This window comes from Nonomuraea sp. CA-143628 (assembly GCF_050942315.1).
Taxonomy (GTDB): domain Bacteria; phylum Actinomycetota; class Actinomycetes; order Streptosporangiales; family Streptosporangiaceae; genus Nonomuraea.
This window is the reverse complement of the sequence record NZ_CP192072.1, coordinates 459299-483654: the sequence shown is the minus strand read 5'-3', so window position 1 is coordinate 483654 and position 24356 is coordinate 459299. Positions and strand designations below refer to the sequence as shown.

Here is a 24356-nt window from a genome sequence, read left to right as displayed (position 1 = left end):
ACAACACTGTCAAATCGCCCTGTTAACAGCGGCGAAACATTGGTAACGTGGGAGCGCTCCCAGGATCTTTTTCCGCGAGGTGCTCCCATGTCTGAGCAGCCCACACTGGCACAGGTAGCGGCCGAAGCGGGGGTCTCGCCCGCGACCGCATCCAGGGTCCTCACCGGCTCCGTACGGGTCAGCACCTCGACCCGCCGGCAGGTCTACGACGCGGTGTCCCGTATGGGATACGTACGTCATCGCGCACCCAGGGGAACGGGGGCCAGAGGACCGGCCGCCGGGGTGACGGCGGTGGTCTGTGACCATCTGCCCCGATTATTCTCCGAGCCCTACTACGCCAGGCTGCTGTCGGCCGCCGGTGCCGTACTGGCCGAGCACGGCACGCAGCTCATGGTGACGACGGTGACCCCGACCGCGTCGGTGCTTCCCGAGTTAGGCGGCGCGGTGCTCCTCATCGGCGCCCGCGAACGCCATCCCCTGGCCATCAAGCTCTGCACATCGGGCGTGCCCGTGCGGAACGTCGGCCGCCCCCCGCACGACCTCAAACTCCCGTACGTGGACGTGGACAACCACGACGGCGGCCGGCAGGCCGCCGAGCACCTGCTGCTGTCGGGCCGCCGGACGATCGCCGCCATCGGCGGCCCGCCGTCCCTGCCAGGGGCGCGAGATCGGCTCGACGGCCTGGTGCGTACGCTGCGCACCGCCGGAGCGACGGAGGTGCCCGTCGCATACGGCGACTTCACGGCCGCCTCCGGCACGCACGCCATGCAGTGGCTGCTGCGGCACGCCCCCGGGCTCGACGCGGTCTTCGCCGCCTCCGACCTGATGGCCGCCGGCGCCGTCCAAGCCCTGCGCCGCGCCGGTCGCCGGGTCCCCGCGGACGTCGCGGTGATCGGCTTCGACGACGCCCCCGTCGCCCGGCGTACCGTCCCAGCGCTGACCACGGTCCGGCAACCGGTCGAGGAGCTCGCGATGGTCGCCACCCGGCTGCTGCTGGCCGGGACGACCGGCATCGACCCCGTCCTCCCCACGGAACTGGTCATCCGTGAGTCGGCTTGACCCGGGTGACGTCCTGGCCCGCAGATACCTGCTGCTGGATCCCCTCGCCCGCGGCGGCATGTCGATGATCTGGCGGGCCTTCGACCAGTCGCTGCACCGGCTGGTCGCGGTCAAGGTGCTGACCGCGTCGCTCCAGGCCGGGCTCGGCGAGCGCGTCCGCGTACGCAGTGAGGCCCGCGCCGCCGCCCGGTTCCTCCATCCGGACGTGATCGACATCTACGACTACGGCGAAACCGTGACGGAGGACGGCGAGGTGGCGGCCTACGTGGTGATGCCGCTGCTCGACGGCTCCACCCTCGGCGAGCGCATCGCCGAGGGGCCGCTGCCCTGGACCGAGGCCGCGGCCATCGCCCTGCGGCTGGCGCGGGCGCTGCGCGACGGGCACGCCCGCGGCGTGGTCCATCGGGACGTCACCGCCGACAACGTGCTGCTCACCGCGTCCGGCCCGAAGCTGCTCGACTTCGGGATCGCGGCCGCCTCCGGTGATCCCGACGACGACCGGGGCACCCCGCCCTACGTCGCCCCCGAACGGCTGGCCGGCGCCCCCACCCATCCGGCGGTCGACGTGTACGCGCTCGGGGTGCTGTTGTTCGCCATGCTCACCGGGCGTACGCCCTATCCGGAGACCACCTGGGAGCAGATCGAGGCCGCCCACCGTACCTCGCCGCCGCCCCGGGTGACCGGCGTGCCGCACGGCATCGCCTCACTGTGCCGCAACTGCCTCGCGCACGACCCGGCGCGGCGGCCGACGGCGGCGGAGATCGCGGACTCGCTGGCCGCCACACTCAGGGGCGCCGCTCTCGGCCGGCGGGTACGGCATGGCCTGGCCATCGCCGGGACGGGCGTGATGGTGCTGTCCTCGGTGCTGTGGCTCAACCGCCCGGTCGACCACCTCCCCACCTCGCCTTCACCCCCCGCCGGCACCACGGCCGCACCCCGAGCGTCCACCACCACCCCGCCGCGCGCATCGGACATGACCCCCGCTACGCGAGCGCCCGGCGATGCGGCCGTCCCGCGCACATCCGGCGACGGCGCCGTCACGGCCGGGCCGTCCACGAGCCCTGCCGCCACCGCGTTGCCGCCGGCCACCGCGGACCCGGCTCGCACCACAGGACCTGCTGTCACCGAGGGGCCGTCCACCCACACCGTCCTGCGGTCGGCCGGCCAGGAGCGTACGGCCCGGCAGGCGGTGGCCGGCTTCCACGGAACGCTGTCGGGCGCCGCGGCGTGCGGGGCCATCGATCACGACGTCACGCTGGACCTCCAGCAGGTCCTGCAGGGCGTGCTCGACACCCCCGGCCCGATCGAGCCAGGCATGGCGGAACTGAGGCGCAAGCTGGCCGACCGCGAGCGCGAAGGCCGCCTCACACCGTCCTGCCGAACACAGCTCCAGGCCCGTCTCGACGAGATCGCCACCGCGCTGGGCCCCCAATGAGGGGCACGACCGGCCACACGCCACGACGTCGGACAGCCCTGCCCAGGTCCCAGTCGTCGGTGCTGAGCAGGGCTACGATGAACACGAACGCTTGAGGAGGAGCGGCATGGCGAAACCCACGGACGCGCTCCCCCAACAGGTGCTGAGCCCGCTGACCAGAGCGGCGATCTTCATCGTGGCGACGATCGATCCGGGTGGCGGACCGGCAGTCCGAGGCCTCCTCTCCGACCTGGACGCGCTGCAGCGTGCCATCGGTTTTCGGGCGCCGGACAGCACGCTCAGCTGCGTCGCCGCCATCGGCTCTCACGCCTGGGACCGGCTGTTCGCCGGGCCTCGCCCCGCCGAGCTCCACCCCTTCCGCGAACTGGCCGGAAGCCGGCATCGTGCCGTGTCCACATCCGGTGACCTGCTGTTCCACATCCGGGCGCAGCGCCTCGACCTGTGCTTCGCGCTGGCATCGGAGATCATGGACCGGCTCTACGGCGCGGTGACCGTCCGCGACGAGGTGCACGGGTTCAAGTACTTCGACGTACGTGACCTGCTCGGCTTCGTCGACGGAACGGAGAACCCCGTCGGTGCCGATGCGCGCGACGCGGTCCTGATCGGCGAGGAGGATCCCGCGTTCGCCGGCGGGAGCTACGTCATCGTGCAAAAGTACCTGCACGACCTGCGAGCGTGGAACGCGCTGACGGTCGAGGCGCAGGAGAAAGTGATAGGCCGCAGGAAGCTGACCGACATCGAACTGGACGACGACAGCAAACCGGCCGACTCGCATGTCTCCCTGACCACGATCGTCGACGCCGACGGCACCGAACGGCAGATCCTGCGCGACAACATGCCCTTCGGCGCCGTGGGCCGCGGCGAGTTCGGCACGTACTTCATCGGCTACGCCCGCACCCCCACGGTCACCGAGCGGATGCTCGAAAGGATGTTCCTCGGCGCCCCGCCGGCCGGCCACGACCGGATCCTCGACTTCTCGACGGCCGTGACCGGCACGCTCTTCTTCGTCCCGAGCGCCGACTTCCTCCAGGACCTGCCTGATCCGCCGAACAGCGAACCCTGACCGACGCGGGCCCCTTCCCCGCGCCTGACATCCCTTAAGGATCCTCTAGAGATCGGATGAGCGTGGCCAGGAGGTCGGCGGCCGGGGTCAGCACGGTCTCGTCCAGGTCGAAGGTCGGCGAGTGATGGGGTCCGTATGTTCCGGCACCCACGAGCAGGTATCCGGCAAGTCCCCCGCGTTCCTGGACGTGCCGCATGAACAGCGTCGCGTCGTCGCTCGCGCGCAAGGGAAGCGGCGGCAGAAGACGCAGACCGCAGCTCGGGGCGAGGGTTTCGACCCTGGCGAGGATCGCGCCGTCGGTGGTCGCGCTGGTCGCCCAGCCGGTTCTGGTGATGTCCACGGTGACACCGTGCATGGCGGCCGCGCCGTGGAGGACAGCGCGGGCACGCCGCTCCAGGTCGTCGTGTTCGGCGGCGGCGTCCGCCCGGACCTCGGCGTCGAGGACGGCGTGGGCATTGACGATGTTCGCCGCACCGGGTGCGTGCAGCGCCCCGACGTTGACGCGGGTCGTCGCCGTCGCGTAGCGGGGCAGGCCGTGCAGGCCCAGAACGGCGGACGCCGCCGCCACCAAGGCACTGCGGCCCTGTTCGGGCGCTCCGCTGGCATGGGCGGCGACCCCGGTGAACTCCGCGCGCAGCTTCGAGGTCCCGTACAGCTCGGTCGCGGCCGCGACGCACCCGTCCGGGGTGCCGAAACCGAGGTGGACGGCCAGCAGGACGTCGACGTCGTCGACCAGCCCGGCGGCCACCATGGGAGCGGCGCCGCGGACACCCTCCTCGGCCGGCTGGAACAGCAGCCGTACGGTGCCGGCGAACCGCCTGTCGGACAGCAGGGCCGCGGCCCGCAACGCGATGGCCACGTGCCCGTCGTGTCCGCAGGCGTGCATCGCGCCGTCGATCTCCGAGCCGAAACCCTGGGCCGCGGGGTGGTGGCTGCCTACGCCGCTCTCCTGGATCGGCAGGGCGTCCATGTCCACCCGAAGGGCGATCAGCGGACCCGGGCGAACGCCCCGCAGCTCCGCGACGAAGGCGGTGTTCCCGTCGCGGAAGCGCCGCACCGATGACTCCGGCACACCCCGCGCGACGGCCCGCTGGACGGCGGCGTCGAGCTCGTCGCGGCTCGGCAGACCAGGGTGATCGTGTACGTCGACGAGGTCGCCGCCGCCGCGCAGCCGCCAGCCCAGATCGGAGAGGAGGTCCCAGGCCAGGTCCGCGGTCTCGATCTCGAGGAAGCCGATCTCGGGCCGCCGGTGCAGATGACGCCGGACGGCGGTCGCGTCCAGTGGATCCGGCCGGGCCTCGGCCCGCAGGTGCGTGCTCACGGCCGGGCCTCCAATCTCGGGCACGTGCTCACCGCCGAGTCTCCAATCTCGGGCACGCGCTCACCGCCGAGCCGAGCACGCGCGGGCGCGTGCTCACGGCGTTCCCTCGGCGAGGGCGTGGACGACGGCGGTCGTGAACTGCTCGGTGCTCGCCGTGCCGCCGAGATCGGGTGTGGCGGTCCCCGCACGGAGGACGTGCTCGAAGGCGGACACGAGCCCGGCCGCGGCCGCGGGTTCGCCGAGATGGTCCAGCATCATGGCCGCCGCCCAGAGGGTGCCTACCGGATTGGCGATGCCCATGCCGGCGATGTCGGGTGCCGATCCGTGCACCGGCTCGAACATCGACGGGTACGTCTTGGTGGGGTCGAGGTTGGCGCTGGGCGCGACCCCGATCGACCCGGCCAGGGCACCGGCGAGGTCGGAGAGGATGTCGCCGAACAGGTTGGAGGCGACGATGACGTCGACGGACTCCGGCCGCAGCACGAGGCGGGCGGCCAGGGCGTCGATGAGGACCTTCTCCAGCTCCACCCCGCTGCCGTCGGCCACCTCGGCCACCACCTCGTCCCAGAACGGCATCGTGTGGATGATGCCGTTCGACTTCGTCGCCGAGATCAGCCGGCCCGAGCGTCGCCGGGCCAGGTCGGCGGCGAAGCGTGCGACGCGCTCGATGCCGGTCCGGGTGAACACCGCCTCCTGGACGGCGAACTCACCGGGCCGGCCGCGGTTGACCCGGCCGCCGACCTCGCTGTACTCGCCTTCGACGTTCTCCCGTACGACGACCAGGTCGATCGGGACATCCGACCGCAGCGGGGAGCGGATTCCGGGCAGGGATCGGACCGGCCGGAGGTTGACGTACTGCACGAACTCCCGGCGGATGGGGATGAGCAGACCCCACAGGGTGATGTCATCGGGGATGTCCGGCGCTCCGACGGCGCCCAGCAGGATGGCGTCTGAGGAGGCCAGTTGTTCGAGACCGTCGACGGGCATCATGCGCCCGTGCGTCCGGTGGTGGTCGCAGCCCCACGCGCGGTCGCGCCATTCGATGGTGAACCCGAAGGTTCCGGCCAGGTGGTCGACGCAGCGGACGGCGGCGGGGACGACCTCGGTGCCAATGCCGTCCCCCGGGACGACGTCGACGACGTAGCGCCGTGTCGTCCCGGGGCCGGTGTGTTCGGGGGTGGTGGTCACGACAGCTTCGTGTCCTTCGTCAGCAGGCTTCGCTCCAGCGGGTCGGTCGGCAGGCCCTTGACGGCGGCCGCCACGCCCATGGTGAGGCTCTCGTGGACGAGCGGGATGAACGCCACGTCGGTGGCCAGCTGGGTGGCGATCTGACCGTAGAGGGCGTGGCGCTTGGTCGTGTCCGCCGTGCTCCCGGCCTCCTTGACCAGCCCGTCGACCTTCGGGCTGCAGTATCCGGCGAGGTTGAAACTGCCCTTGCAGGTCTCGTCCGAGCGCAGCATGCTGATGGGCTCGGACATGTCGATGAGGTGGTTGCGCGACAGCAGGGTCGCCTGGAACTTGCCGCTCATGAGGTCGTCCTCGACCGAGGCGTAGTCCCCCGTGCGGATCTTGACGGTGATGCCTGCCTCGGCCAGTTGCGCCTGGATCACCTGGGCGAGGTCGGCGAATTCGGGCCGGTCGGAGTAGGCGATGAGCTCGAAGCCGAGGGAGCCGGGGTCGATTCCGGCGGCGGCCATGGCGGCCTTGGCCGCCGCGGCGTCTCCCTGCACCGGCTTCAGTTCGGCCGGTGTCCAGGGCTCGTCGGGGGTGAACGGTCCGGCCGCCGGGGTGGCGGTGCCCTCGTAGACCCCCTTGACGATGGCGTCGAGTCCGAGGGCCTTCTGGATCGCGCGGCGGGCCTCTACGTTGTCGAAGGGGGCTTTGCGGGTGTTGAGGTAGAGGCCGGTGGTGCGGGGCAGTGCGGTCTGCTGAAGGGCGATCTTGCTGTCGCCCTTCAGGGTCGTGAGAGTGGTGACGGGGAGGTTGGCGGCCACCGAGACCTCACCGGTACGCAGCTGTGTGGCGCGGGTGGCGCCGCTCTCGGCGTAGCGGATCTCGGCGCTGCCGAGGGCGACGGCCCCGCCCCAGTAGTCGGCGTTGGCGGTCAGTGCCAGCGACTGCCCCGTTCCCGTGCTGGTGATCTTGAACGGCCCGGTGCAGGTGCCGACCGGGTTGGTGGTGGTGCCGGAGAACGCCTCAGGGGCGAGGATCCCGGTGTTGGGCACGCTGACCCGTAGCGGCAGGAAGTGGTCCTCTTCCGGTGTTTCGATCCGTACGGTCCGGTCGTCGACGGCGGTGACCGATGAGATGACGCTGGGAGAGAAGCTGCGCGGCGGTGCGGTGGCCTTCAGCAGCCGGTTGAGATCGTCGGCGACGACCTTGGCGGTGAGCGCGGTGCCGTTCTGGAACTTGGTCTCACGGATGGTGAACGTCCAGGACTTGGGCGCCGACTGCTTCCATTCCGTCGCCAGAGCGGGCTGGGCCTGGTTGTCCTTGTCCACGGCCACCAAGGTCTCCAGGCAGCCGGCGCGGGTGAGGGTGAAGGCGTCGTCGGTCTCCAGGGCGTACCCGGAGTCGGGCGCCCACAGGTCGGCGATCACCAGCTTGGAGGTGCCGCTCGTGGTGGCGTCGGGGCTTCCTGAGTCGAACGAGCAGCCGGCGAGCAGGACGAGGCCTGTCGACAATCCGGCGATGGTGTTGAGGGTGCGGGCCATGCTGGTGTTCCTCCGGAACGTCGTTGGGGGGAGAGCAAGGGGAAATGGGCACCACGACATGACCCGCTGACGGCTGTTCGTCCCGGTCGGGCTGGCAGAGCCGATGGGTGTTGTGGGTTAGTGAGCTCAGCTGATGGAGGTCAACCGGGCCGCGATGACCTTGGGTGCGGTCATCGCCACGACGGCGCTGGTGACGCCTTCCCTGCCGATGCCGCTGCGGTGGAAACCGCCGAACGGCATGGCGTCGATGCGGAAGTCGGACGTGTCGTTGATCATTACCGCGCCGGCTCGCAGCAGGCGGGCCGTGCGCAGGGCCGAGGTGGTGTCGCGGGTGAAGACCCCGGCCTGCAGGCCGGTGGCCGCGCGGTTGGCCTGGATCACGGCGTCGTCGAGATCGGCCACGGGCAGCACGCTGACCACGGGGCCGAAGATTTCGTCAGTGATGATGGGATCGTCGGGGGCGAGGTCGGTGAGGATGGTCGGTTGGTAGATGGCTTCCTGACGGACCGCTCCCGCGCGTACGACCGCGCCGCGGGCGACGGCCTCCTCGACCCGGCGCTCCACACGCCGCGCGGCCGCCGTGTCGATCAGCGGCCCGACGTCGGTGCTCTCGTCGTGCTTGCTGCCGACGCTCAGGTGAGCGGTCATCTGGGTCAGGTGGCTGAGCAGTTCGTCGTAGTGCTCGGCGACCACGTAAACCCGCTGCACCGACAGGCAGTTCTGGCCCGCGCACCCGAACGCCCCTTCGGCTATGGCCCGCGCGGCCGCCGCCAGGTCCACGCCATGGTCGACGATGACCGGGTTGGATCCGCCCAGCTCCATCAGCAGGGTCCGGGCGCCGGCCAGCCGGGCCACCTCGTCGGCGGTGCGGACCCCGCCGGTGAAGGAGACGACGTCGATGCCGGGGTGCGACACCAGCTCCCGTCCGGCTGCCGGGCCGCCCGGCAGCACGGCGATCCGGTCGCCGGGAACACCGGCCTCAAGGAGCAGCTCGGCGAGGGCGAGCGCGGACAGCGGCGTCGCCTCGTGCGGCTTGACCGCGATGACGTTGCCGGCCAGCAGCGCCGGGCCGACCTTGTGCGCCACGAGGTTCAGCGGGTCGTTGAACGGGGTGATGGCGGCGACGACCCCGAGCGGTTCCCTGCTGCTCCACCCGAGCCGGTCCGCGCCGCGGGAGGTGTCCTCGAACGGCACGCTGGTGCCCTGCAGGGCGTGTCCCGCACCGGCGGAAAGCTGCAAGGTCTCCGCTGCCCGGGCCACCTCCCGGCGGGCGTCTCTGATGGTCTTACATCCCTCGGAGCTCACGATGGCGGTGAACCGCCCGGCGTGCTGCCTCAGCAGTTCGGCGGCGCGGTGCAGGGCCTCCCGGCGTTGCCACAGCGGCCAGCCGGTACGGTCGGCGGCGCCGGCCCGAAAGGTGTGCACCAGCGCGTCGACGGCCTCGCGTACCTCCGCGGCGGTGCTGTCGGCGACCTCGCCGAGGAAAGCGCCGGTTTCGGGGTCGGTGATGGTGGTGTGCCGTTCCGTTTCCCGCCAGCGTCCGGCGGCGTACGCTTTGCCGGGCGGGGTCCAGCGAGTGGCCGCCGTGGCGGCGCGTCCGGTCATGAGGCTCATACGGGGAGCTCCTCAACTGTCAGCCGGCTCCGGGTCTCCGCCGAGCGGTGACAGCGGACCTGGTGGCCGTCTCCGATGTCGACGAGGTCGGGTGGCTCGGTACGGCAATGGTCGGTGGCCAGCGGACAGCGGGTGTTGAAGCGGCAGCCGGAAGGCGGGGAGACAGGGCTCGGTGGTTCGCCCTTCAGCTGATCCGCCGCACCGGCGTCGATGCGGTGTCCACGACCGGAATGCAGCAGTGCCAGGGTGTAGGGGTGCAGGGCGCCGGTGAAGATGCCTTCGTGCGTGGCCGTCTCCACGACCTGTCCGAGATACAGAACCGCCACCCGGTCGGCGAGGAACTCGACCACCTTCAGGTCGTGGGAGATGAACAACATGCTCAGCCCCCGCGAGCGACGCAGATCGACCAGCAGGTTCAGGATGGTCGCCTGCACCGAGGCGTCCAGGGCCGACACGGGCTCGTCGCAGACGAGCAACTTGGGTTCCAGCAGGAGAGCTCTGGCGATGACCACCCGCTGCAACTGTCCACCGGAGCAGTCGCCCGGCCGGCGCTCCAGGAAGCTGTCGTCCAGGCCCACTTCCGCCAGCGCGGTGGCGACTCGCCGCAGGCGCTCCGGCGGCGTACCGATGCGGTGTTGTCGCAGGGGGGCGAGCAGCGATTCCCGCAGCGTCATGCGCGGGTCCAGCGCGGAGTGCGGGTCCTGGAAGACCAGCTGCGCCGACCGGCGCAGCTGCCGCAGTTGGGCGCCGCGCAGCTTGCCGACCCTCAGCCGATCGACGTCGATCAGTCCGGCGTCGGCTGGTACGAGGCCGAGCAGGAGCCGAGCCAGAGTGCTCTTGCCCGAGCCGGACTCACCGACCAGCCCCAGCACCTCCCCCTCCCGGATGCGCAGGGACACGTCGTCGACGGAGTGCACGTGCGGCCGGCGGCCGAAACCGGTCCGCGACAACGGATAGTGCTTGCTGACATGGTCGAGGACGGCGATGTCGGAGTTCTGGGCGAGGTCGTTCATGCCGGAACCTGTCGTGGGGTGTCGATGGTGACCCAGCAGCGTGAGTTGCGATGGGTGCCGCAGAAGGTGAGGTCGGGTTCCTCGCTGTCACAGTGGGAGCCCAGCTTCGCGTCGCCGTCCGCGACGGCGCAGCGTGGGCGGAATCGGCAGCCGTTACCGGCGGCGCGTGCCGAGGTGGCGTTGCCAGGGATGACGTGCAGATGACCGGTGTCGTCGGTCTGCAGAGTGGAGCAGCGCAGCAAGGCCTGGGTATAAGGGTGCTCGGCGGCGGTGATGACCTCGTCGGCCGGTCCGTCCTCGACGATGCGGCCCGCGTACATGACGGCGATGCGGTCGGCGATGGAGGCGACGGTGGTGACGTCGTGGGAGATGAACAGGACCGACATTCCGGTCTCGGCCTGCAGGGAGGCGATGAGACGGAGAATCTGCGCTTGGACGGTGACGTCCAGGGCGGTGGTGGGTTCGTCGGCGATGAGGACGTCCGGGTGGGTGGCCAGCGCCATGGCGATCATGACGCGCTGGGCCATGCCGCCGGACATCTGGTGCGGATGGTCACCGGCGCGGCGTTCGGGATCGGGGATCCCGACGTCGGCGAGCAACTCCACGACCCGGCGGCGGGCGGCCGGCCGGCTCATGCCGAGATGGCGGCGCAGTGGCTCGGCGACCTGGCTGCCGATCGTCGCGGTCGGGTCGAGCATGCGCTTGGGCTGCTGGTAGAGCATGGAGATGCGCCGGCCGCGGATGCCGTCCAACGCCCGTGAGGAGGCGGCGAGCAGGTCCAGGTCCCCCAGCCGCAGCGCCTCGGCGTGCATGTGCAACCCGGTCGGCAGCATGCGCAGCATCGAGTGGGCGGCCATGCTCTTGCCCGACCCTGATTCACCGACCAGGGCCAGCACCTCGCCGGGGTCCAGGGTCAGGCTGACACGGTCGAGGATGGGCGGGGCTTGTCCAGGCCGACCAGCGTGAACGGTCAGGTCACGGACCTCCAGGCGTGCGCTCATGGCTGCTCCCGGGGTTGCGGTGGGGCTTTGTGGTCGTCTCCGTGGCGGTAGCCGTCGGCGTGTTCGTGAAAGATCTGTTCATGCGCCAACGGATCCTGGTGGTGATGCGGTTGAGGTCGAAGGTGGTGCTTGTGTGGCTTGCCCGATGTCGCCGCCTGAAGTTCGCCCACCTCGGCGAAGTGCCGGTCCAGAAGTGCCAGGGCGGCGGACTTGTCACCGCTGGCGATGACGTGCAGCAGTTGCTCGTGCTCGGTCGGCAACTCGGAACGATCGCTGTAGCTGTCGACGATCAACCGGAAGCACAGCTGCATCTCGTTGGAGATGAGTCCGTACAGCCGATCCAGCCGGGTGCTGCCGGCACCGCTGACCAACCGGCGGTGAAAGGCGAGGTCCAGGGCGGCCAGTGCGCTCCTGTCCGGGCCGCCGGCGGCGTCCTTCATCCGCGCGACGATCACTTCGAGGTCGGCGACCAGGCCCGCGGAGACCCCTCGGGTGGTGACCCGGCGCAGCGCCTCCCGCTCGATCGCTTGGCGGGCGACGAAGATGTCCTCCAGGTCCTCAATGGTCAAGGTGGGGACGAAGACCCCATGACGGGGGTAGCTGACCAGCAGACCTTCCTGTACCAGACGCTGCATCGCCTCGCGCAACGGGCCGCGGGAGACCTCGAAGGAGGCCGCGAGCTCGACCTCGTTCATCTGGGTTCCGGGCGGGAACTCCCCGCTGAGGATGCGGTTACGCAGCAGCCCGGTGACCACCTCCGTCAGCGTGCGCTTCGAGGTCTTGGCCGCCGGGGCCGGGGTCTGAGCGGTCATGGGTGTGCTTCTCCGGGTTTGTGGGCCGTTTCCGCTACTCACAGTCCGCAGGCGCAGGAGGGCGTGAGCGTTTCCAGTCTGATCGCCGCGCGGGCTCAGCGGCGTTCCGCAGGTCATGAGGACCCGCCTGCCCGGGCCCGGCGCGTCTCCAGGCCGCGGCCGGCGAGTGTGACGCTGAGGGCGGCCAGGAAGATCGCGGCACCGGGCGCCAGGACCAGCATCGGCAGGCGGTCGAGGTACGGGGTGGCCTCGGACAGCATCGATCCCCAGTCGGAGGACGGCGGCTGGACGCCGAGTCCCAGGAAGGACAGGGCGCCGACGGTGATGAGCTTGTGGCCAAAGCGCAGTGCCGTGTGGGCCAGCAACGGGGGCATGGCGTTGGGAAGCAGGTGGCGGCGGATGATGAACCACCCCGAGCACCCCAGGGCCTGAGCCGCTTCGATGAAGTCACGGCCGTTGAGTTCCAGGGCGACACCACGGGCCAGCCGGCAGAACGGGGTCCACCCGCCGATGGTCAGGGCGAGCAGCAGCGTCAGGTCTCCGGTGCCGAGGACCGCGACGAGGAAGAGCGCGACCACCATCTCGGGGAAGGCCAGCAGGATGTCGGTGACGCGCATGACGAGGGTGTCGAGCAGGCCACCCCGCCGGGCGGCGAGGAACCCCACGAGAGTGCCGGTGACGGCGCAGATCACCAGCGTGACCGAGGCGACGGCAAGAGAGAACCGGCCCCCGTCCAGCAGCCTGCTGAGCACATCACGGCCCAGGTGGTCGGTGCCCAGCAGGTGGGCCGCGGAGGCGCCTTCCAGACGGGCGGCGAGGTTCTGCTGAGCCGGTGGATAGGGCGACAGCCACGGTGCCAGCAGCAGGAGCAGGGCGATCACACCGAACATGATGGACCCGGCCAGCAACGCCGGCGGCCAGCTTCCGCGCCCCCGGCGGGCCGGGGCGGTGGTGGCTCCGGCCGGTGACGGCGGATGCTCAGCACCGGAATTGTCGCGACGGGTGTTGTCGCCGAAGACGTCAAGCACGGACACGGCTCGTCCTCGCAGTCGGGTTGATGACGGTGTAAAGCACATCGGTGAGGGTGGTGATGATCACGGCCAGGCCGACGACCGCCACGACCCCACCCTGGATGAGCGGGACGTCGTTGTTGATGACCGCGTCGTACATCTGCCGCCCCACCCCGGGCACAGCGAAGATCACCTCGACGACGACGGACCCACCGAGCAGACCGGCCAGCCAGACCGCGAACAGGGTCAGGACCGGCAGGACGGAATTGCGCAGCCCATGACGCAGCATGGTCTGGGCGAAGCTCAGCCCGCGACCGCGGGCGGCGGTGATGTAGGGCGCCTCGAGCACCTCGACCATCGACGAGCGGGCGACCTGGGTGAAGTAGCTCATCGGCCGCAGCGCCAGGGTCAGGCAGGGAAGCACCAGCGACGACGGCCCCTGCCAGCCGGAGGAGGGCAGCACGCCGAGCTGCAGGGCGAACACCAGCACCAGGACCGGGGCGAGCCAGTACTCCGGGACGGCCACGAATGCCTGCGTGATGCCGGTGATCGCCCCGTCGAGCTTGGTTCCACGCCGTACCGCGCAGAGGGCGCCCAGCGGAACCGCGACCAACAGGGCGAGCAGGAGCGCTAGAACGGCGATCGAGGCGGTGACCGACAATGCCCGCATCAGCTGAGGAAGAACCTCCGTGCCGTTGGTGAACGACCGGCCGAGATCACCCTGCAGTGCCGAGCCCAGCCAGGACAGGTACTGCTGGAGCAGCGGCCGGTCCAGCCCGTACTCGAGCCGGAGGCGGGCCAGCGTCGCCGGGTCCTGGACCAGGTCGCCCACCCGGGCCCGCAGGATCCGCGCGGCCGGATCCCCGGAGGTGACGTAGGGGATGAGGAACACCAGGAAAGAGGCGACCAGCAGGGTCGTCACGAGGACGGCGAACCGCCTCAGCATGTACAACACTCGGGATACCTCCGGGTCGTCACACGTTCTCGGATCGATCAGCGAACGGCGTCGAGCGCGCGGTAGAACGCCCCGGCGGCCGGCAGGAACCACGGCGGCCCGAAGTGACCGGGAACCGGCGGGAACGCCAGGCCCTGCCACGGGTTGGCCGTGGAATCGCCGCCGATGACCTCGGCCATGACCTTGCCCATGTGGGTGGCCATCTGGACCCCGTGGCCGCTGTAGCCGACGGAGTAGTGCATCCCGTCGCGTACGCCGGCGTGGACCATCTGATCCATCGTCATGTCGACCAGCCCGCCCCAGCAGTAGTCCAGCCGGACGTCCCGCAACCGCGGGAACACCTCGGCGATGGCCTTGCGCAGGATCTCCCCGCTTTTGAGGTCCGACTGGGCGTCCGACAGGGCGAACCGGGCCCGCCCGCCGAACAGCAACCGGTTGTCCGGTGTGGGACGGAAGTAGTACAGCAGGTTCTTGGTGTCCGACGCCATCCGCCGGTGCGGCATGAGCTGGGCGACGAGGTCGTCCGGCAGGGGTTCGGTGACGACGATGAAACTGCCCACCGGCACGATGCGGCGGCGCAGCCACGGGGTCAGTTTCCCCGTGTAGCCGCTGGTGGCGATGAGCACGTCGGAGGCGGTCAGGGCGCCACGCGTGGTCTGCACCTGGTGCCCCCGTCCGCCGCGGCGGACGCCGGTTACCGCGGCGTTCTCCGCTATCAGGGCCCCGTGACCGACCGCGGCACGGGCCAGCCCCATGACCAGCTTCCCGACGTGGGCGCCCGCACCGTTCGGGTCGACCTGCGCACCGTAGTAGCGGTCGCTGCCGAGCTCGTCCCGCATGCGGCCGCGGGGGACCAGCTGAACCGTGCGGCCGACAAGTTTCTCGATCACCCGCGCCGAACGCTCCAGAGCGGCGTAGTGCGCCGGTTTGGCGGCCAGGGTGAGCTTGCCGGAGCGCTCGAAGTGGCAGTCGATCCGCTCCTCGGTGACGATCTTCTCGACGGTGTCGATCGCGTTGTCGTAGGCGGTGAACATCATGGCCGCACGCTCAGGGCCGTAGCGCTTGACCGCGGCGGGGAGGGAGATGGCCAGGCCGGTCGTGGCCATGCCGCCGTTGCGGCCGGAGGCCCCCCAGCCCACGGTGTGGGACTCCAGCACGGCGACACTGGCGCCACGGCGAGCGAGATGCAGCGCGGCGGACAGCCCGGTCAACCCGGCACCGATGATCGCGACATCGACGTTCTCAGGGAGCTCGGTGCGGCGGAAGTCGCCGGGCGGTTCGGCGGTGTCGAGCCAGTAGCTGGTCAGCTTCACGACGTGCTCCTCGCGGGCTTCACAGACCCAGCACGGCGGGGACGCCGGACAGGTCGGCGGTTTCGGCGTACTGGTAGAAGGGCGTAGAGGGGTCGTAGCCGCGGTTGACGTAGATCTTGTGCGGGATCCGCAGCTCGTGGGCGGGGATCAGGTCGTACCAGATGTGCGAGGAGACGTGGACGATCTCGTCGCGTTCGCAGCCCAGCTGGTCGAGCATGTACTCGAAGGCCTGGTAGCGCGGTTTGTACGCCCTGGCCTGCTCGGCGGTGAACACCTTGTGGAAGGGGGCGCCGAGCTGGTCGACGTTGTGCCGCAACTGCTCGTCGACGGCGTTGGAGAGGATCACCAGAGGGTAGGCGTCGGCGAGCTTGGCCAGGCTCGCGGGAACGTCCGCATGGGGACCCCAGGTCGGTACGCAGGCCACGATGGCCTCGCCGTCGGAGGGGCGGTAGCCGATGCCCCAGCGTTCGCAGGTGCGCTTGAAGGAGTCCTTGAGCACGTCGGGGTAGAGCTTGAACTCGCCGAGCACCTCGTCCATCCGGTACGCGCGGTAGTCCTTGAGGAAGACCGGCATGTCCTCCTCGGAGATCCGGTCGGCGACCAGCGGCTTGACGGTGAGGTTGAGGTCGAAGCTGGTCAGCGTCCCGTAGCAATCGAAAGTGATGTATTTGGGGCGCACACTGGTCAGGTCCACGAGCAGTTCCTCCGGTGGGGGTCGGTCCGGTGGGTGTGGGAGCGTCGGTGGTCGGTCCGGTGAGGGCCGGAGCCCGTCGGTGCGACTGGGCAGGCGGCGAAGCGGCGAGATATCACGCCCGGTGCGAGCCGTCCGAGGCGGCCAGTCGGCGTGGTGTCTGGAACGCTAAGGACCCGATTCTCTGTTGTCAACAATTTCGAGTTGCCCACTTGTAACGAGTACGTTTCCCGGCCTTTCTTTGATCTTCATAAGCCGGTTGAACGACTATTTCCAGGTCGTGGCGCTGACTTTCGCTGCTGGAGTTTCCCTTCCTGCCACCGGAAGATTGTTGACAACAGTTGACCGCCGCTGGCGGTTGTGCACAAGATGTGGTCACGCGGCAGGCGCCACTCGGCAGCCGGCCGACAATCTCCCGGCCCCGCGACTCCCTCCCCGCCGGCACGAACGGACTCCCGATGCGAGCTTCCACGACCCCAGACGATCACGGACACGATCACGGACACGGCCATGGCCACGGTCACGGCCACCCCCACGACGACGCGCCCGCCACCGTGAACGACCACGGGCACGACCACTCCGATCACGCCCACGACGACCACGCGGCCGATCACCACGCGGCCGAGGCGTCGGCCACCACCGGTCACGGGCATGGGCACGGTCACGGGCACGGCCATGGGCACGGCCACGACGAGGGCCACGACCACGGGACCGGCCTGTGGGCGCGGATCAAGCACACGTTGATCCCCCACGCCCACGACGCCAACGAAGCGATCCAGACCGCCGAGGAATCGGCCAACCACGGGATCCGCACGGCCTGGATCGGGCTGGCCGGGATGATGGCCACCGCGATCGGGCAGATGGTCATCGTCGCGATGTCCGGGTCGATCGCCCTGCTGGCCGACACCATCCACAACCTGGGACACGCGGCGACCACGATCCCACTGATCATCGCCTTCCGGCTGGGCCGGCGCGCGGCGTCGAAGAAGTACTCCTACGGTTACCGGCGCGCCGAGGACCTGGTCGGGTTGTTCATCTCCCTGGTCATCGTCGCCTCGATCGCGCTGATCATCTGGGAGTCGATCGACGCGCTGCTCAACCCGCACCCGCCGACCAACCTGTGGTGGGTCTTCGCCGCCGGAATCGTCGGCTTCCTCGGAAACGAGGTGGTGGCCGTGTACCGCATCCGGGCCGGCCGTCGCATCGGATCCGCGGCGCTGATCGCCGAGGGCCAGCACGCCCGCGCCGACGGCTACACCTCGATCGCCGTCGTCGCCGGCGTGATCGGCGTGTGGCTCGGGTTCAGCCGCGCCGACGCGATCGTCGGCCTGCTCATCGCCCTGGCGATCACCGGCATCCTGATCAACTCCCTGGTCATCATCGTCCGGCGTCTCATGGACGGTGTGGAGCCGGCGACGATCGACCGGATGCGCACCACCATCGCCGGCGTCGCCGGCGTCGAGACCGTCGGCGGCGTGCGCGCCCGCTGGTCCGGTCACCGCATGGAGGGAGACGCCGAGATCGGTGTCGACGCCCGGCTGAGCATCATCGAGGCCCACCGCGTGGCCGAGGACGTGCAGCACTCCCTGATGCACGCGGTCGGCAACCTCGACCGGGTCACCGTCCATGTTCACCCCACCTTCGACGGCGTGGTGCCCGACGACCTCCACGAGTTGTCCGACCACCACGCCTCGAAGGAGGCCCGGGAGGCGTACCGGGCCAAGCTCGCCGCGCAGGGCGCGCGGTGACCCCCGTGAACGGCTCGACGGGATGGTCGATCCACCCGCTGAGTGAGCGCACCCTGCCCGGCGCGCAGTCGGTGATGCGACGCAGCATCGCCGAGGACTTCGGCGACGCCTACGACCCGCTGATCCACGCCGACGTCGACGACCCGCTGACCCACTACGCCCCCGGAGCCGGCCCCTTCCTCCTGGTGGTGACCGACGACAGCACGGACGAGGTCCTGGCCACAGGCGGGATCCGCAGCGGACGGCTGAAGCCCGGCCGCACCCCGCGACACGTCGTCGACCGGTACGAGGACGGCCGGCACGGCCAGCTCGTACGCGTCTACGTCCGCAAGGAAGCCCGCCGCCGCGGCATCGCCAGAGCCCTGGTCCACGCGGTTCTCGACCGCGCTGACCAGGAGGGGCACTACGAGGCCATCGCTCTGCACACCTACCAGCACTCCCCGGGCGCCGTCGCCTTCTGGGAGTCCTTCGGCGCCCAGCTCATCCACGACGACTCGAACGGAGCCACCGGCGCGGTCTTCTACGACCTGCCGCGCTCCTCGCGGTGACCGCCGCGCAGGCCCCATGCCATCCCCGCCGCACTGGCGAGACAGGAGAACACCATGTCCAAGCGTCGTGACGTCTTCATCTTCGTTGCCGAGCCCACCAAGGTCGACCAGGCCCGCACCAGCCTCATCGACTGGCTGCGCGGTCTGGAGGGCCACCCCGGATACCTCGGGGGCTCGGTTCTGCGCGAGTGCGCGGGGGAGCTCATCTCCAACACGCTGGTGATGACGCTGGAGTTCGAGAGCACCGAGGCCGCCCGAGCCCTGTGGCCGAAGATCGAGAACACGATCAACCCGCTCTACCCCGATGACAAGTCCGACAAGTCGATGGACCAGGGTGCCGCGTTCTTCACCGGCGCGGACGACGCCGTGGCGCCGGAGGACCTGAAGTTCACTCGCGGCAACGGCCTGGTGGCCCGGATGCTGCACATCCACGCCGAGGTCGTCGAGGACGTCGTGGCCGCCGCCTGACCCACGCCGTTCCCGCCACCACCGGCAGCACTCCCCCGACGTGATGAGGAGCCTTTCTTGACCAGCACCAGCCTGTGGCATCCGCAGACCGCGATGTCCACCATCGAGGAGACCCGCACCGTCATCGCGTCGGGGCAGGGAGCCTGGGTACGTACCGAGGACGGCCAGGACCTGCTCGACCTGCCGGCCGGCCTGTGGCACGCCAACGTCGGACACGGCCGAGCCCGCATCGCCGACGCCGTTCGTGAGCAGATGAACGTCCTGGAGACCTACCACCTGTTCCAGGGCATGGCCAACCGCCCCGCCATCCGGCTCGCCGAGCGCCTCGCCGCGCTGAGTCCCATCCCCGACGCGAAGGTCTTCCTCACCAGCGGCGGCTCCGACTCCGTCGACACCGCCTGCAAGCTGGCGCGCCGGCACTGGCAGGTGGCCGGGCGGCCCGGTAAGCGCGTCATCGTCTCCCGCGAGCACGCCTACCACGGCCTGCACGGGTTCGGTACCAGCATCACCGGCATCCAGAGTAACCGCGACGGGTACGGCAGCGACTCGCTGATCCCCGAGACCGCCCGCGTGCCATGGGACGACCTGGCCGCCACCGAGGCGGAACTCCTCCGGCTCGGACCCGACAACATCGCCGCCCTCATCGCCGAACCGATCATCGGCACCGGAGGAGTGCTGCTGCCCGCGCCCGGCTACCTCACCGGGCTGGCCGAGCTGTGCCGCCGCCTGGACATCCTGCTCATCGCCGACGAGGTCATCACCGGCTTCGGCCGGGTCGGGCAGTGGTTCGCCTGTCAGCGCTTCGGCATCGAGCCGGACCTCCTCACCATGGCCAAGGGCATCACCTCCGGCTACCTGCCGCTGGGCGGCGTGCTGGTGGCCCGGCGCGTCTGGGAGCCCTTCTTCGCCGAGACCTCCGACGCCCCGACCTTCCGCCACGGCCTGACGTACTCGGGCCACGCCGCGGCCTGCGTCGCCGCCGAGGCGAACCTGAGCATCCTTGAGGAGGAAGGTCTGCTGGAGCGCGTCCTGGACCTCGAACCCGTCCTGGCCCAGGCCCTCGCCCCGCTGGTCGACCATGGAGCCGTCGTCGACGTCCGGGCCGGGGTCGGCCTGCTCGCGGCCGTCCAGCTGGCCCCCGACGTCGACGCCCGCCCCGTGCTGCGCGCCGCGCGTGAGCAGGGCGTCCTGACCCGGCTGCTGGCCGACAACTCCCTGCACGTCAGTCCCCCGTTCGTCATCACCGCCGAGGAGATCTCCCGTGCCGCTGACGTCCTCAAGTCCGCTCTCGACCGTGCCCGTGCCCTCGAATCCGCCTGAGCCCACGCCGGCGTCGGCGGACCTCGCCCGGCACCGCGAACTCACCGAGACCGCGGCCGCGTCGCTGCCCAGTGGCTTCCTGAGCGCCGAGTGGACGGCGCCGCGCTCCGGGCGGACCTTCGCCGTCGCCGATCCCGCGCTCGGCCGGCCGGTCGCCGCCGTCGCCGACTGCGAGCCGGATGACGGACTGCTCGCGCTCACCGCGGCGAGCGAGGCGTTCCCCGCCTGGGCGGCCACCCCGACCCGGCTGCGGGCCGACATTCTGCACCGGCTCTACCAGGCGATGCTCGCCGATGAGGACCGCCTGGCGGCCCTCATCACCCTGGAGGTCGGCAAGACCCTCACCGAGTCCCGCGGCGAGGTCCGCTACGCCGCCGAGTACATCCGCTGGTACGCCGAGGAGGCGGTCCGCAGCTCCGGCCGGAGCACCCCTACCCCCGACGGCGGCTGGCACATCGTCACCGTCCCGCGCCCGGTCGGCCCCTGCCTGCTCATCACCCCGTGGAACGTGCCGCTGGCGATGGCCACCCGCAAGGTCGCGCCCGCCCTGGCCGCCGGCTGCACGGTCGTGCTGAAACCGGCGGAGCTCACCCCGCTGACCTCGCTGGCCTTCGCTCGACTCGCCCAGGACGCGGGGGTTCCGGCAGGAGTCCTCACCGTGGTCACCACCACGGATCCAGGGGCGGTCTGCGGCGCCCTCATCGCCGACCCACGACTGCGGAAGGTGTCCTTCACCGGGTCCACCCCCGTCGGAAAGCTGCTGCTGCGGCAGGCCGGCGCGCACGTGCTGCGTACGTCGATGGAACTCGGCGGCAACGCCCCGTTCCTGGTCTTCGACGACGCCGACCTCGACCTCGCGGTCCGTGAGGCGGTCATCGCCAAGATGCGCCTGGGGGGTCAGTCGTGCGTGGCGGCCAACCGGTTCCTCGTCCAGGAACCGGTGGCCGACGAGTTCGCGGCCCGTCTTACCGAGGCCCTCACCGCGATCAGGGTCGGGCTCGGCACCTCGGACGTCGATCTCGGTCCGCTCATCGACGACCGTGCGGTGGCCAAGGCCGACCGGCTGGTCGACGACGCCGTCTCGAAGGGAGCGACTGTTCTGGGGCGTTCCGGCGTACCCGACGGACCCGGCAGCTGGTTCGCCCCGGTGGTGCTCGACCATCTCAGCGCCGACGCTCTCCTGCAGCAGGAGGAGGTCTTCGCCCCGGTCGCCGGCATCCGCCGGTTCCGGACGGAGGAGGAGGGGGTGGCGCTGGCCAACGACACTCCGTTCGGGCTCGCGGCATACCTGGTGGCGCGCGACAGCGACCGGATCGCGCGAGTCGCGGGCCGGTTGGACAGCGGCATGGTCGGCATCAACCGGGGGCTGCTGTCCCACGTGGCCGCGCCGTTCGGCGGGATCAAGCAGTCCGGGCTCGGCAGGGAGGGCGGCGCCGAAGGGCTCATCGAGTACCAGAACCTCAAGTACCTCGCCGCTCCGGCGCTGGCCTCATGAGAACGGTCGGATCCGCTCGAAGGAGGGCGGCATGAGAACGGTCGGATCCGCTCGAAGGAGGGCGGCGGTCATCGGGGCCGGAGCGGTGGGGAGCATGGCCGCCTGGCAGCTGGCCGAGCGCGGCCTGGACGTGCATGCCTTCGATCGCTGGGGCGTCCCGCACCACCGCGGGGCCTCCGGCGGGCAGAGCCGCCGGTTCGCGGTCATCAGCATGGGAGACCCGGACCTGCCGCCGCTGGTTCTCCGGGCCGAGCGGCTGTGGCGCCGGCTGGAGGAGGCGACCGGACGACGTCTGCTTGAGCAGACCGGAGGACTGATCCTCGGGCCCGCGGACCGCCCCTCCGTCCGGCAGGCCGTGGCCAGCTGCGAGAAGTGGGGGCTGGCCCACCGCGTTTTCGACGCACAGGACCTGCGGCAGCGCTTCCCCCAGCACGCCGTCGACGACGAGGACATCGCCGTCCATGACTCCGCGACCGGCTTTCTCCGTCCCGAGCCGGCCATCCTCGCCGCGATCGAACAGGCCACGACGCTCGGGGCGACGGTGCGCCATGATACCGAGGTCCTCGACATCGACGTGAGGTCCGACACGGTCGAGCTGACCTACCGCGGTACGGGAGGAAGCGCTCGCAGCGAGACGTTCGACGCGGTGGTCGTGGCCCCCGGCGCCTGGGCGGCCACGCTGTTGCCGGAGAGGGTGCGGGAGGCGATCGGGGTGGCCGGGCTGACCGCCCGTCGGCTGGCGCAGACCTGGTTCGTACCGGACGACCCGTCGCAGTACAGCGCGGAACGCTTTCCGGTCTTCGAACGGGCCGGCCTGCCGGACGGCGCCTCCGTCTACGGCTTTCCGAGCCTGGACGGCGCCACGGTCAAGATAGGCGTGAAGACCCGCCCGCACCCAGAGGTGGCCGACCCGGCGCGACCGGACCCCCACCTCACCGACGAGCACATGGCGGAGGTCCGCGAGGTCGTCGGGCGGTGGCTGCCCCGGCTCAACCCGCGTCCTGTGCAGACCACGGTGCACGTGGAGTCGTACACGGGGGACGGCCGGCCCGTCGTCGGGCTGCTCCCGGGCGCCGCGCACGTCGCGGTCGCCGTCGGATTCTCCGGCGGAGGATTCAAGTACGCGCCGGCGGTCGGCGAGGCTCTGGGCGATCTCCTCGCTGACGGTGTCACCGAGGCCAATATCCGGCAATTCGCACCCGGCCGCTCCGCGACGGTGTGAGCGGATCGCCACCGCGCTGGGCCCGCAGTGAGGGGTGCGGCTGGACCGCACCCCTCACGCGCGGCCGCACCCCTCACACGCGGTCAGCTGCAGCCGTACCCCGACGGCGCCTGGGTGTTGCCGTCGGGCCGGCTCGCTTGGAAGCCGAACGTGGTGCTGCCGCCGGGCGCCAGGGTGCCGTTGTGCGACAGGTTCCTGGCCGTCACGGTCTGCCCGCTGACCGTGAGGGTCGCGTTCCAGGAACCCGTGACGGTGTGACCGGCGGGCAGCGTGAAGATGACCGTCCAGCCGTTCTTGGTGGCGGTGCCGGTGTTGGTCACGGTCACGGGCTGCACGACATAGCCGTTGCTCCAGGAGTTCTGTACGGTCCCGACGGCCGAGCAGCCGCCGCCCCCGCCGCCGGTCGAGGTGGTCACGCTGACCGTGTTCGACACCGGTGACTGGTTGTTCGCGCCGTCCCGGGCCCGTACCTGGTAGCGGTAGGTGGTGGCGGCGCTCAGGCCGCTGTCGGCGTACGAGGTGGTGGTGCTCGTGCCGACCTGGGCAAAGGCGCCAGTACCGGTCGCCCGCAGGATGTCGTATCCGGCCAGCCCGCTGCCGCCGGAGTCGGTGGAGGCGGTCCACGACAGGCTGGTGCCGCTCGACGTGGTGCCCGAGGCCGTCAGGCCGGACGGCGTGGTCGGGGGCGTCGTGTCGGTGCCGCCTCCCGAGGTGGTGTACGAGAACGCGTTGACGGCCAGCCCCGTCCCGCCGACCCAGGGCTCGAACCCGGCCTGCACGCTGGTGAGGTACCACGACCGCTGGGCGTACCCACGGCTGATCGCGTCGGCGAGGAAGGTGTCGACGGCGAAGTCCAGCGAGGACGCCGCCGAGGTGCGGACGTAGGAGATCACGTTCCAGCCGGTGTTGCCGAACCAGACCTGCCAGGTGCCGCCCGCCAGGCTCACCGTGCCGACGGGCGAGCCGACCGGCTGGATGGAGCCCTGCTTGTTGAGCCAGACCATGATCTCGGCCCCGGTGTTCTGCCCGTCGGTGCGCGGGGTCGGGTCGAACCAGATGTCATAGGCCGCGTCCCAGGTGCCCGCGCTCGGGTAGCTCATGGTGACGCTGGTGCGCACGTTGCCGAAGCCGCTCGCGTTGGCTCGCATGGGCAGGCCGCTCCCGGTCGTGCAGAGGGCGTAGTGGCAGCCCGCGTAGACCGACGGGTAGGAGGCGGGTGCGCCGTTGGTCGGCTTGTTGTGCGCCGCCTGGGTGATCGTGAAGCCGGCGGCGGCCTGGTTGACGTCGATGCACTGCGCCGTGTCGGCTCCCCATATGTTGTTCTGGACGATGTACTTGTTGCCCTGGATGCTGGTGGAGTCCACTTTCCCGCAGATCACCGGGGCGGCCTGGGCCGGTACGGCGAACAGTCCCGCGGCGAGGATCGAGCCGATCGCCGCGATGATCAGGTGGATGTGCACGCGCCTCATGGCATGTTGCTCCCGCTTCTCTGACAAGGAGGTTTGGGAGCGCTCCCACAACGCAGCATCACGGCCGACGTGGCCCCCGGCAAGC

General features: G+C 70.6%; 21 protein-coding genes. 9 read left to right on the top strand and 12 right to left on the bottom strand.

Annotation, left to right across the window (positions count from 1 at the left end; all coding sequences use genetic code 11):
* Nucleotides 1-87 precede the first annotated feature (87 nt).
* From ACQP2T_RS02305 to ACQP2T_RS02295, 3 genes are all read left to right on the top strand, one after another.
* Nucleotides 88-1059, top strand: coding sequence for a LacI family DNA-binding transcriptional regulator (locus ACQP2T_RS02305; protein ID WP_358533355.1), 972 nt, complete (start codon nucleotides 88-90; stop codon nucleotides 1057-1059).
* Nucleotides 1046-2494 (top strand): protein kinase domain-containing protein, encoded by a 1449-nt coding sequence (locus ACQP2T_RS02300; RefSeq protein ID WP_433514534.1) that lies wholly within the window; start codon nucleotides 1046-1048, stop codon nucleotides 2492-2494. The genes ACQP2T_RS02305 and ACQP2T_RS02300 overlap by 14 nt, the downstream gene beginning before the upstream one ends.
* Before the next feature lie 106 nt (nucleotides 2495-2600).
* Nucleotides 2601-3557: a Dyp-type peroxidase gene (locus ACQP2T_RS02295; RefSeq protein WP_433514533.1), complete on the top strand. Its 957-nt coding sequence runs from the start codon at nucleotides 2601-2603 to the stop codon at nucleotides 3555-3557.
* A gap of 34 nt (nucleotides 3558-3591) precedes the next feature.
* On the opposite strand, the gene ACQP2T_RS02290 is transcribed toward ACQP2T_RS02295, so the two are convergent.
* From ACQP2T_RS02290 to ACQP2T_RS02240, 11 genes are all read right to left on the bottom strand, one after another.
* Entirely contained in the window at nucleotides 3592-4878 is a 1287-nt protein-coding gene (locus tag ACQP2T_RS02290; protein ID WP_433514532.1) for an amidohydrolase, read from the bottom strand.
* A gap of 93 nt (nucleotides 4879-4971) precedes the next feature.
* Entirely contained in the window at nucleotides 4972-6066 is a 1095-nt protein-coding gene (locus ACQP2T_RS02285; RefSeq protein ID WP_433514531.1) for a tartrate dehydrogenase, read from the bottom strand.
* Entirely contained in the window at nucleotides 6063-7592 is a 1530-nt protein-coding gene (locus tag ACQP2T_RS02280) for an ABC transporter substrate-binding protein (protein WP_433514530.1), read from the bottom strand. Before ACQP2T_RS02280 ends, ACQP2T_RS02285 begins: the two co-directional genes overlap by 4 nt.
* Nucleotides 7593-7718: 126 nt before the next feature.
* Nucleotides 7719-9206, bottom strand: a complete 1488-nt coding sequence (locus tag ACQP2T_RS02275) for an aldehyde dehydrogenase family protein (RefSeq protein ID WP_433514529.1) — start codon at nucleotides 9204-9206, stop codon at nucleotides 7719-7721.
* Nucleotides 9203-10219, bottom strand: a complete 1017-nt coding sequence (locus ACQP2T_RS02270) for an oligopeptide/dipeptide ABC transporter ATP-binding protein (RefSeq protein WP_433514528.1) — start codon at nucleotides 10217-10219, stop codon at nucleotides 9203-9205. The genes ACQP2T_RS02275 and ACQP2T_RS02270 overlap by 4 nt, the downstream gene beginning before the upstream one ends.
* Entirely contained in the window at nucleotides 10216-11220 is a 1005-nt protein-coding gene (locus ACQP2T_RS02265; protein WP_433514527.1) for an ABC transporter ATP-binding protein, read from the bottom strand. Before ACQP2T_RS02265 ends, ACQP2T_RS02270 begins: the two co-directional genes overlap by 4 nt.
* Nucleotides 11217-12032, bottom strand: a complete 816-nt coding sequence (locus ACQP2T_RS02260) for a GntR family transcriptional regulator (protein WP_433514526.1) — start codon at nucleotides 12030-12032, stop codon at nucleotides 11217-11219. The genes ACQP2T_RS02265 and ACQP2T_RS02260 overlap by 4 nt, the downstream gene beginning before the upstream one ends.
* A 113-nt stretch (nucleotides 12033-12145) precedes the next feature.
* Nucleotides 12146-13066, bottom strand: a complete 921-nt coding sequence (locus ACQP2T_RS02255; protein ID WP_433514525.1) for an ABC transporter permease — start codon at nucleotides 13064-13066, stop codon at nucleotides 12146-12148.
* The gene (locus ACQP2T_RS02250) at nucleotides 13053-13988 is read right to left on the bottom strand and encodes an ABC transporter permease (protein ID WP_433519698.1); all 936 of its coding nucleotides are present in this window, start codon (nucleotides 13986-13988) and stop codon (nucleotides 13053-13055) included. Before ACQP2T_RS02250 ends, ACQP2T_RS02255 begins: the two co-directional genes overlap by 14 nt.
* A gap of 47 nt (nucleotides 13989-14035) precedes the next feature.
* Nucleotides 14036-15310 carry an NAD(P)/FAD-dependent oxidoreductase gene (locus tag ACQP2T_RS02245; protein ID WP_433514524.1) on the bottom strand — a complete coding sequence of 425 codons (1275 nt, stop codon included), beginning with the start codon at nucleotides 15308-15310 and terminating at the stop codon, nucleotides 14036-14038.
* A 19-nt stretch (nucleotides 15311-15329) separates the two neighbouring features.
* Nucleotides 15330-16004: a haloacid dehalogenase type II gene (locus tag ACQP2T_RS02240; protein ID WP_433514523.1), complete on the bottom strand. Its 675-nt coding sequence runs from the start codon at nucleotides 16002-16004 to the stop codon at nucleotides 15330-15332.
* 455 nt (nucleotides 16005-16459) lie between these two features.
* Between ACQP2T_RS02240 and ACQP2T_RS02235 the strand changes: the two genes are divergently transcribed.
* The 6 genes from ACQP2T_RS02235 to solA are packed head-to-tail and all read left to right on the top strand — an operon-like array spanning nucleotide 16460 to nucleotide 22802.
* Nucleotides 16460-17749: a cation diffusion facilitator family transporter gene (locus ACQP2T_RS02235; protein WP_433514522.1), complete on the top strand. Its 1290-nt coding sequence runs from the start codon at nucleotides 16460-16462 to the stop codon at nucleotides 17747-17749.
* A 5-nt stretch (nucleotides 17750-17754) separates the two neighbouring features.
* Nucleotides 17755-18297: a GNAT family N-acetyltransferase gene (locus ACQP2T_RS02230; RefSeq protein ID WP_433514521.1), complete on the top strand. Its 543-nt coding sequence runs from the start codon at nucleotides 17755-17757 to the stop codon at nucleotides 18295-18297.
* A gap of 54 nt (nucleotides 18298-18351) precedes the next feature.
* Nucleotides 18352-18765 carry a hypothetical protein gene (locus tag ACQP2T_RS02225; protein ID WP_358533395.1) on the top strand — a complete coding sequence of 138 codons (414 nt, stop codon included), beginning with the start codon at nucleotides 18352-18354 and terminating at the stop codon, nucleotides 18763-18765.
* Between the two features lie 57 nt (nucleotides 18766-18822).
* The gene (locus ACQP2T_RS02220; RefSeq protein WP_433514520.1) at nucleotides 18823-20085 is read left to right on the top strand and encodes an aspartate aminotransferase family protein; all 1263 of its coding nucleotides are present in this window, start codon (nucleotides 18823-18825) and stop codon (nucleotides 20083-20085) included.
* A complete protein-coding gene (locus ACQP2T_RS02215) occupies nucleotides 20060-21580 on the top strand; it encodes an NAD-dependent succinate-semialdehyde dehydrogenase (protein WP_433514519.1) in 1521 nt (506 codons plus the stop codon). The genes ACQP2T_RS02220 and ACQP2T_RS02215 overlap by 26 nt, the downstream gene beginning before the upstream one ends.
* A 31-nt stretch (nucleotides 21581-21611) precedes the next feature.
* Nucleotides 21612-22802 carry an N-methyl-L-tryptophan oxidase gene (solA, locus tag ACQP2T_RS02210; protein WP_433514518.1) on the top strand — a complete coding sequence of 397 codons (1191 nt, stop codon included), beginning with the start codon at nucleotides 21612-21614 and terminating at the stop codon, nucleotides 22800-22802.
* Nucleotides 22803-22885: 83 nt separating this feature from the next.
* Here the strand turns inward: solA and ACQP2T_RS02205 are convergent, their stop codons facing one another.
* Entirely contained in the window at nucleotides 22886-24271 is a 1386-nt protein-coding gene (locus ACQP2T_RS02205; RefSeq protein ID WP_433514517.1) for a GH12 family glycosyl hydrolase domain-containing protein, read from the bottom strand.
* Between the last annotated feature and the right edge of the window lie 85 nt (nucleotides 24272-24356).

Bases quoted from the DNA above. Each gene is read 5' to 3' on its own strand.
- ACQP2T_RS02305 (WP_358533355.1), top strand. From the start codon at position 88: ATGTCTGAGCAGCCCACACTGGCACAGGTAGCGGCCGAAGCGGGGGTC.
- ACQP2T_RS02295 (WP_433514533.1), top strand. From the start codon at position 2,601: ATGGCGAAACCCACGGACGCGCTCCCCCAACAGGTGCTGAGCCCGCTG.
- ACQP2T_RS02280 (WP_433514530.1), bottom strand. From the start codon at position 7,592: ATGGCCCGCACCCTCAACACCATCGCCGGATTGTCGACAGGCCTCGTC.
- ACQP2T_RS02275 (WP_433514529.1), bottom strand. From the start codon at position 9,206: ATGAGCCTCATGACCGGACGCGCCGCCACGGCGGCCACTCGCTGGACC.
- ACQP2T_RS02270 (WP_433514528.1), bottom strand. From the start codon at position 10,219: ATGAACGACCTCGCCCAGAACTCCGACATCGCCGTCCTCGACCATGTC.
- ACQP2T_RS02265 (WP_433514527.1), bottom strand. From the start codon at position 11,220: ATGAGCGCACGCCTGGAGGTCCGTGACCTGACCGTTCACGCTGGTCGG.
- ACQP2T_RS02260 (WP_433514526.1), bottom strand. From the start codon at position 12,032: ATGACCGCTCAGACCCCGGCCCCGGCGGCCAAGACCTCGAAGCGCACG.
- ACQP2T_RS02250 (WP_433519698.1), bottom strand. From the start codon at position 13,988: ATGCTGAGGCGGTTCGCCGTCCTCGTGACGACCCTGCTGGTCGCCTCT.
- ACQP2T_RS02235 (WP_433514522.1), top strand. From the start codon at position 16,460: ATGCGAGCTTCCACGACCCCAGACGATCACGGACACGATCACGGACAC.
- ACQP2T_RS02225 (WP_358533395.1), top strand. From the start codon at position 18,352: ATGTCCAAGCGTCGTGACGTCTTCATCTTCGTTGCCGAGCCCACCAAG.
- solA (WP_433514518.1), top strand. From the start codon at position 21,612: ATGAGAACGGTCGGATCCGCTCGAAGGAGGGCGGCGGTCATCGGGGCC.
- ACQP2T_RS02205 (WP_433514517.1), bottom strand. From the start codon at position 24,271: ATGAGGCGCGTGCACATCCACCTGATCATCGCGGCGATCGGCTCGATC.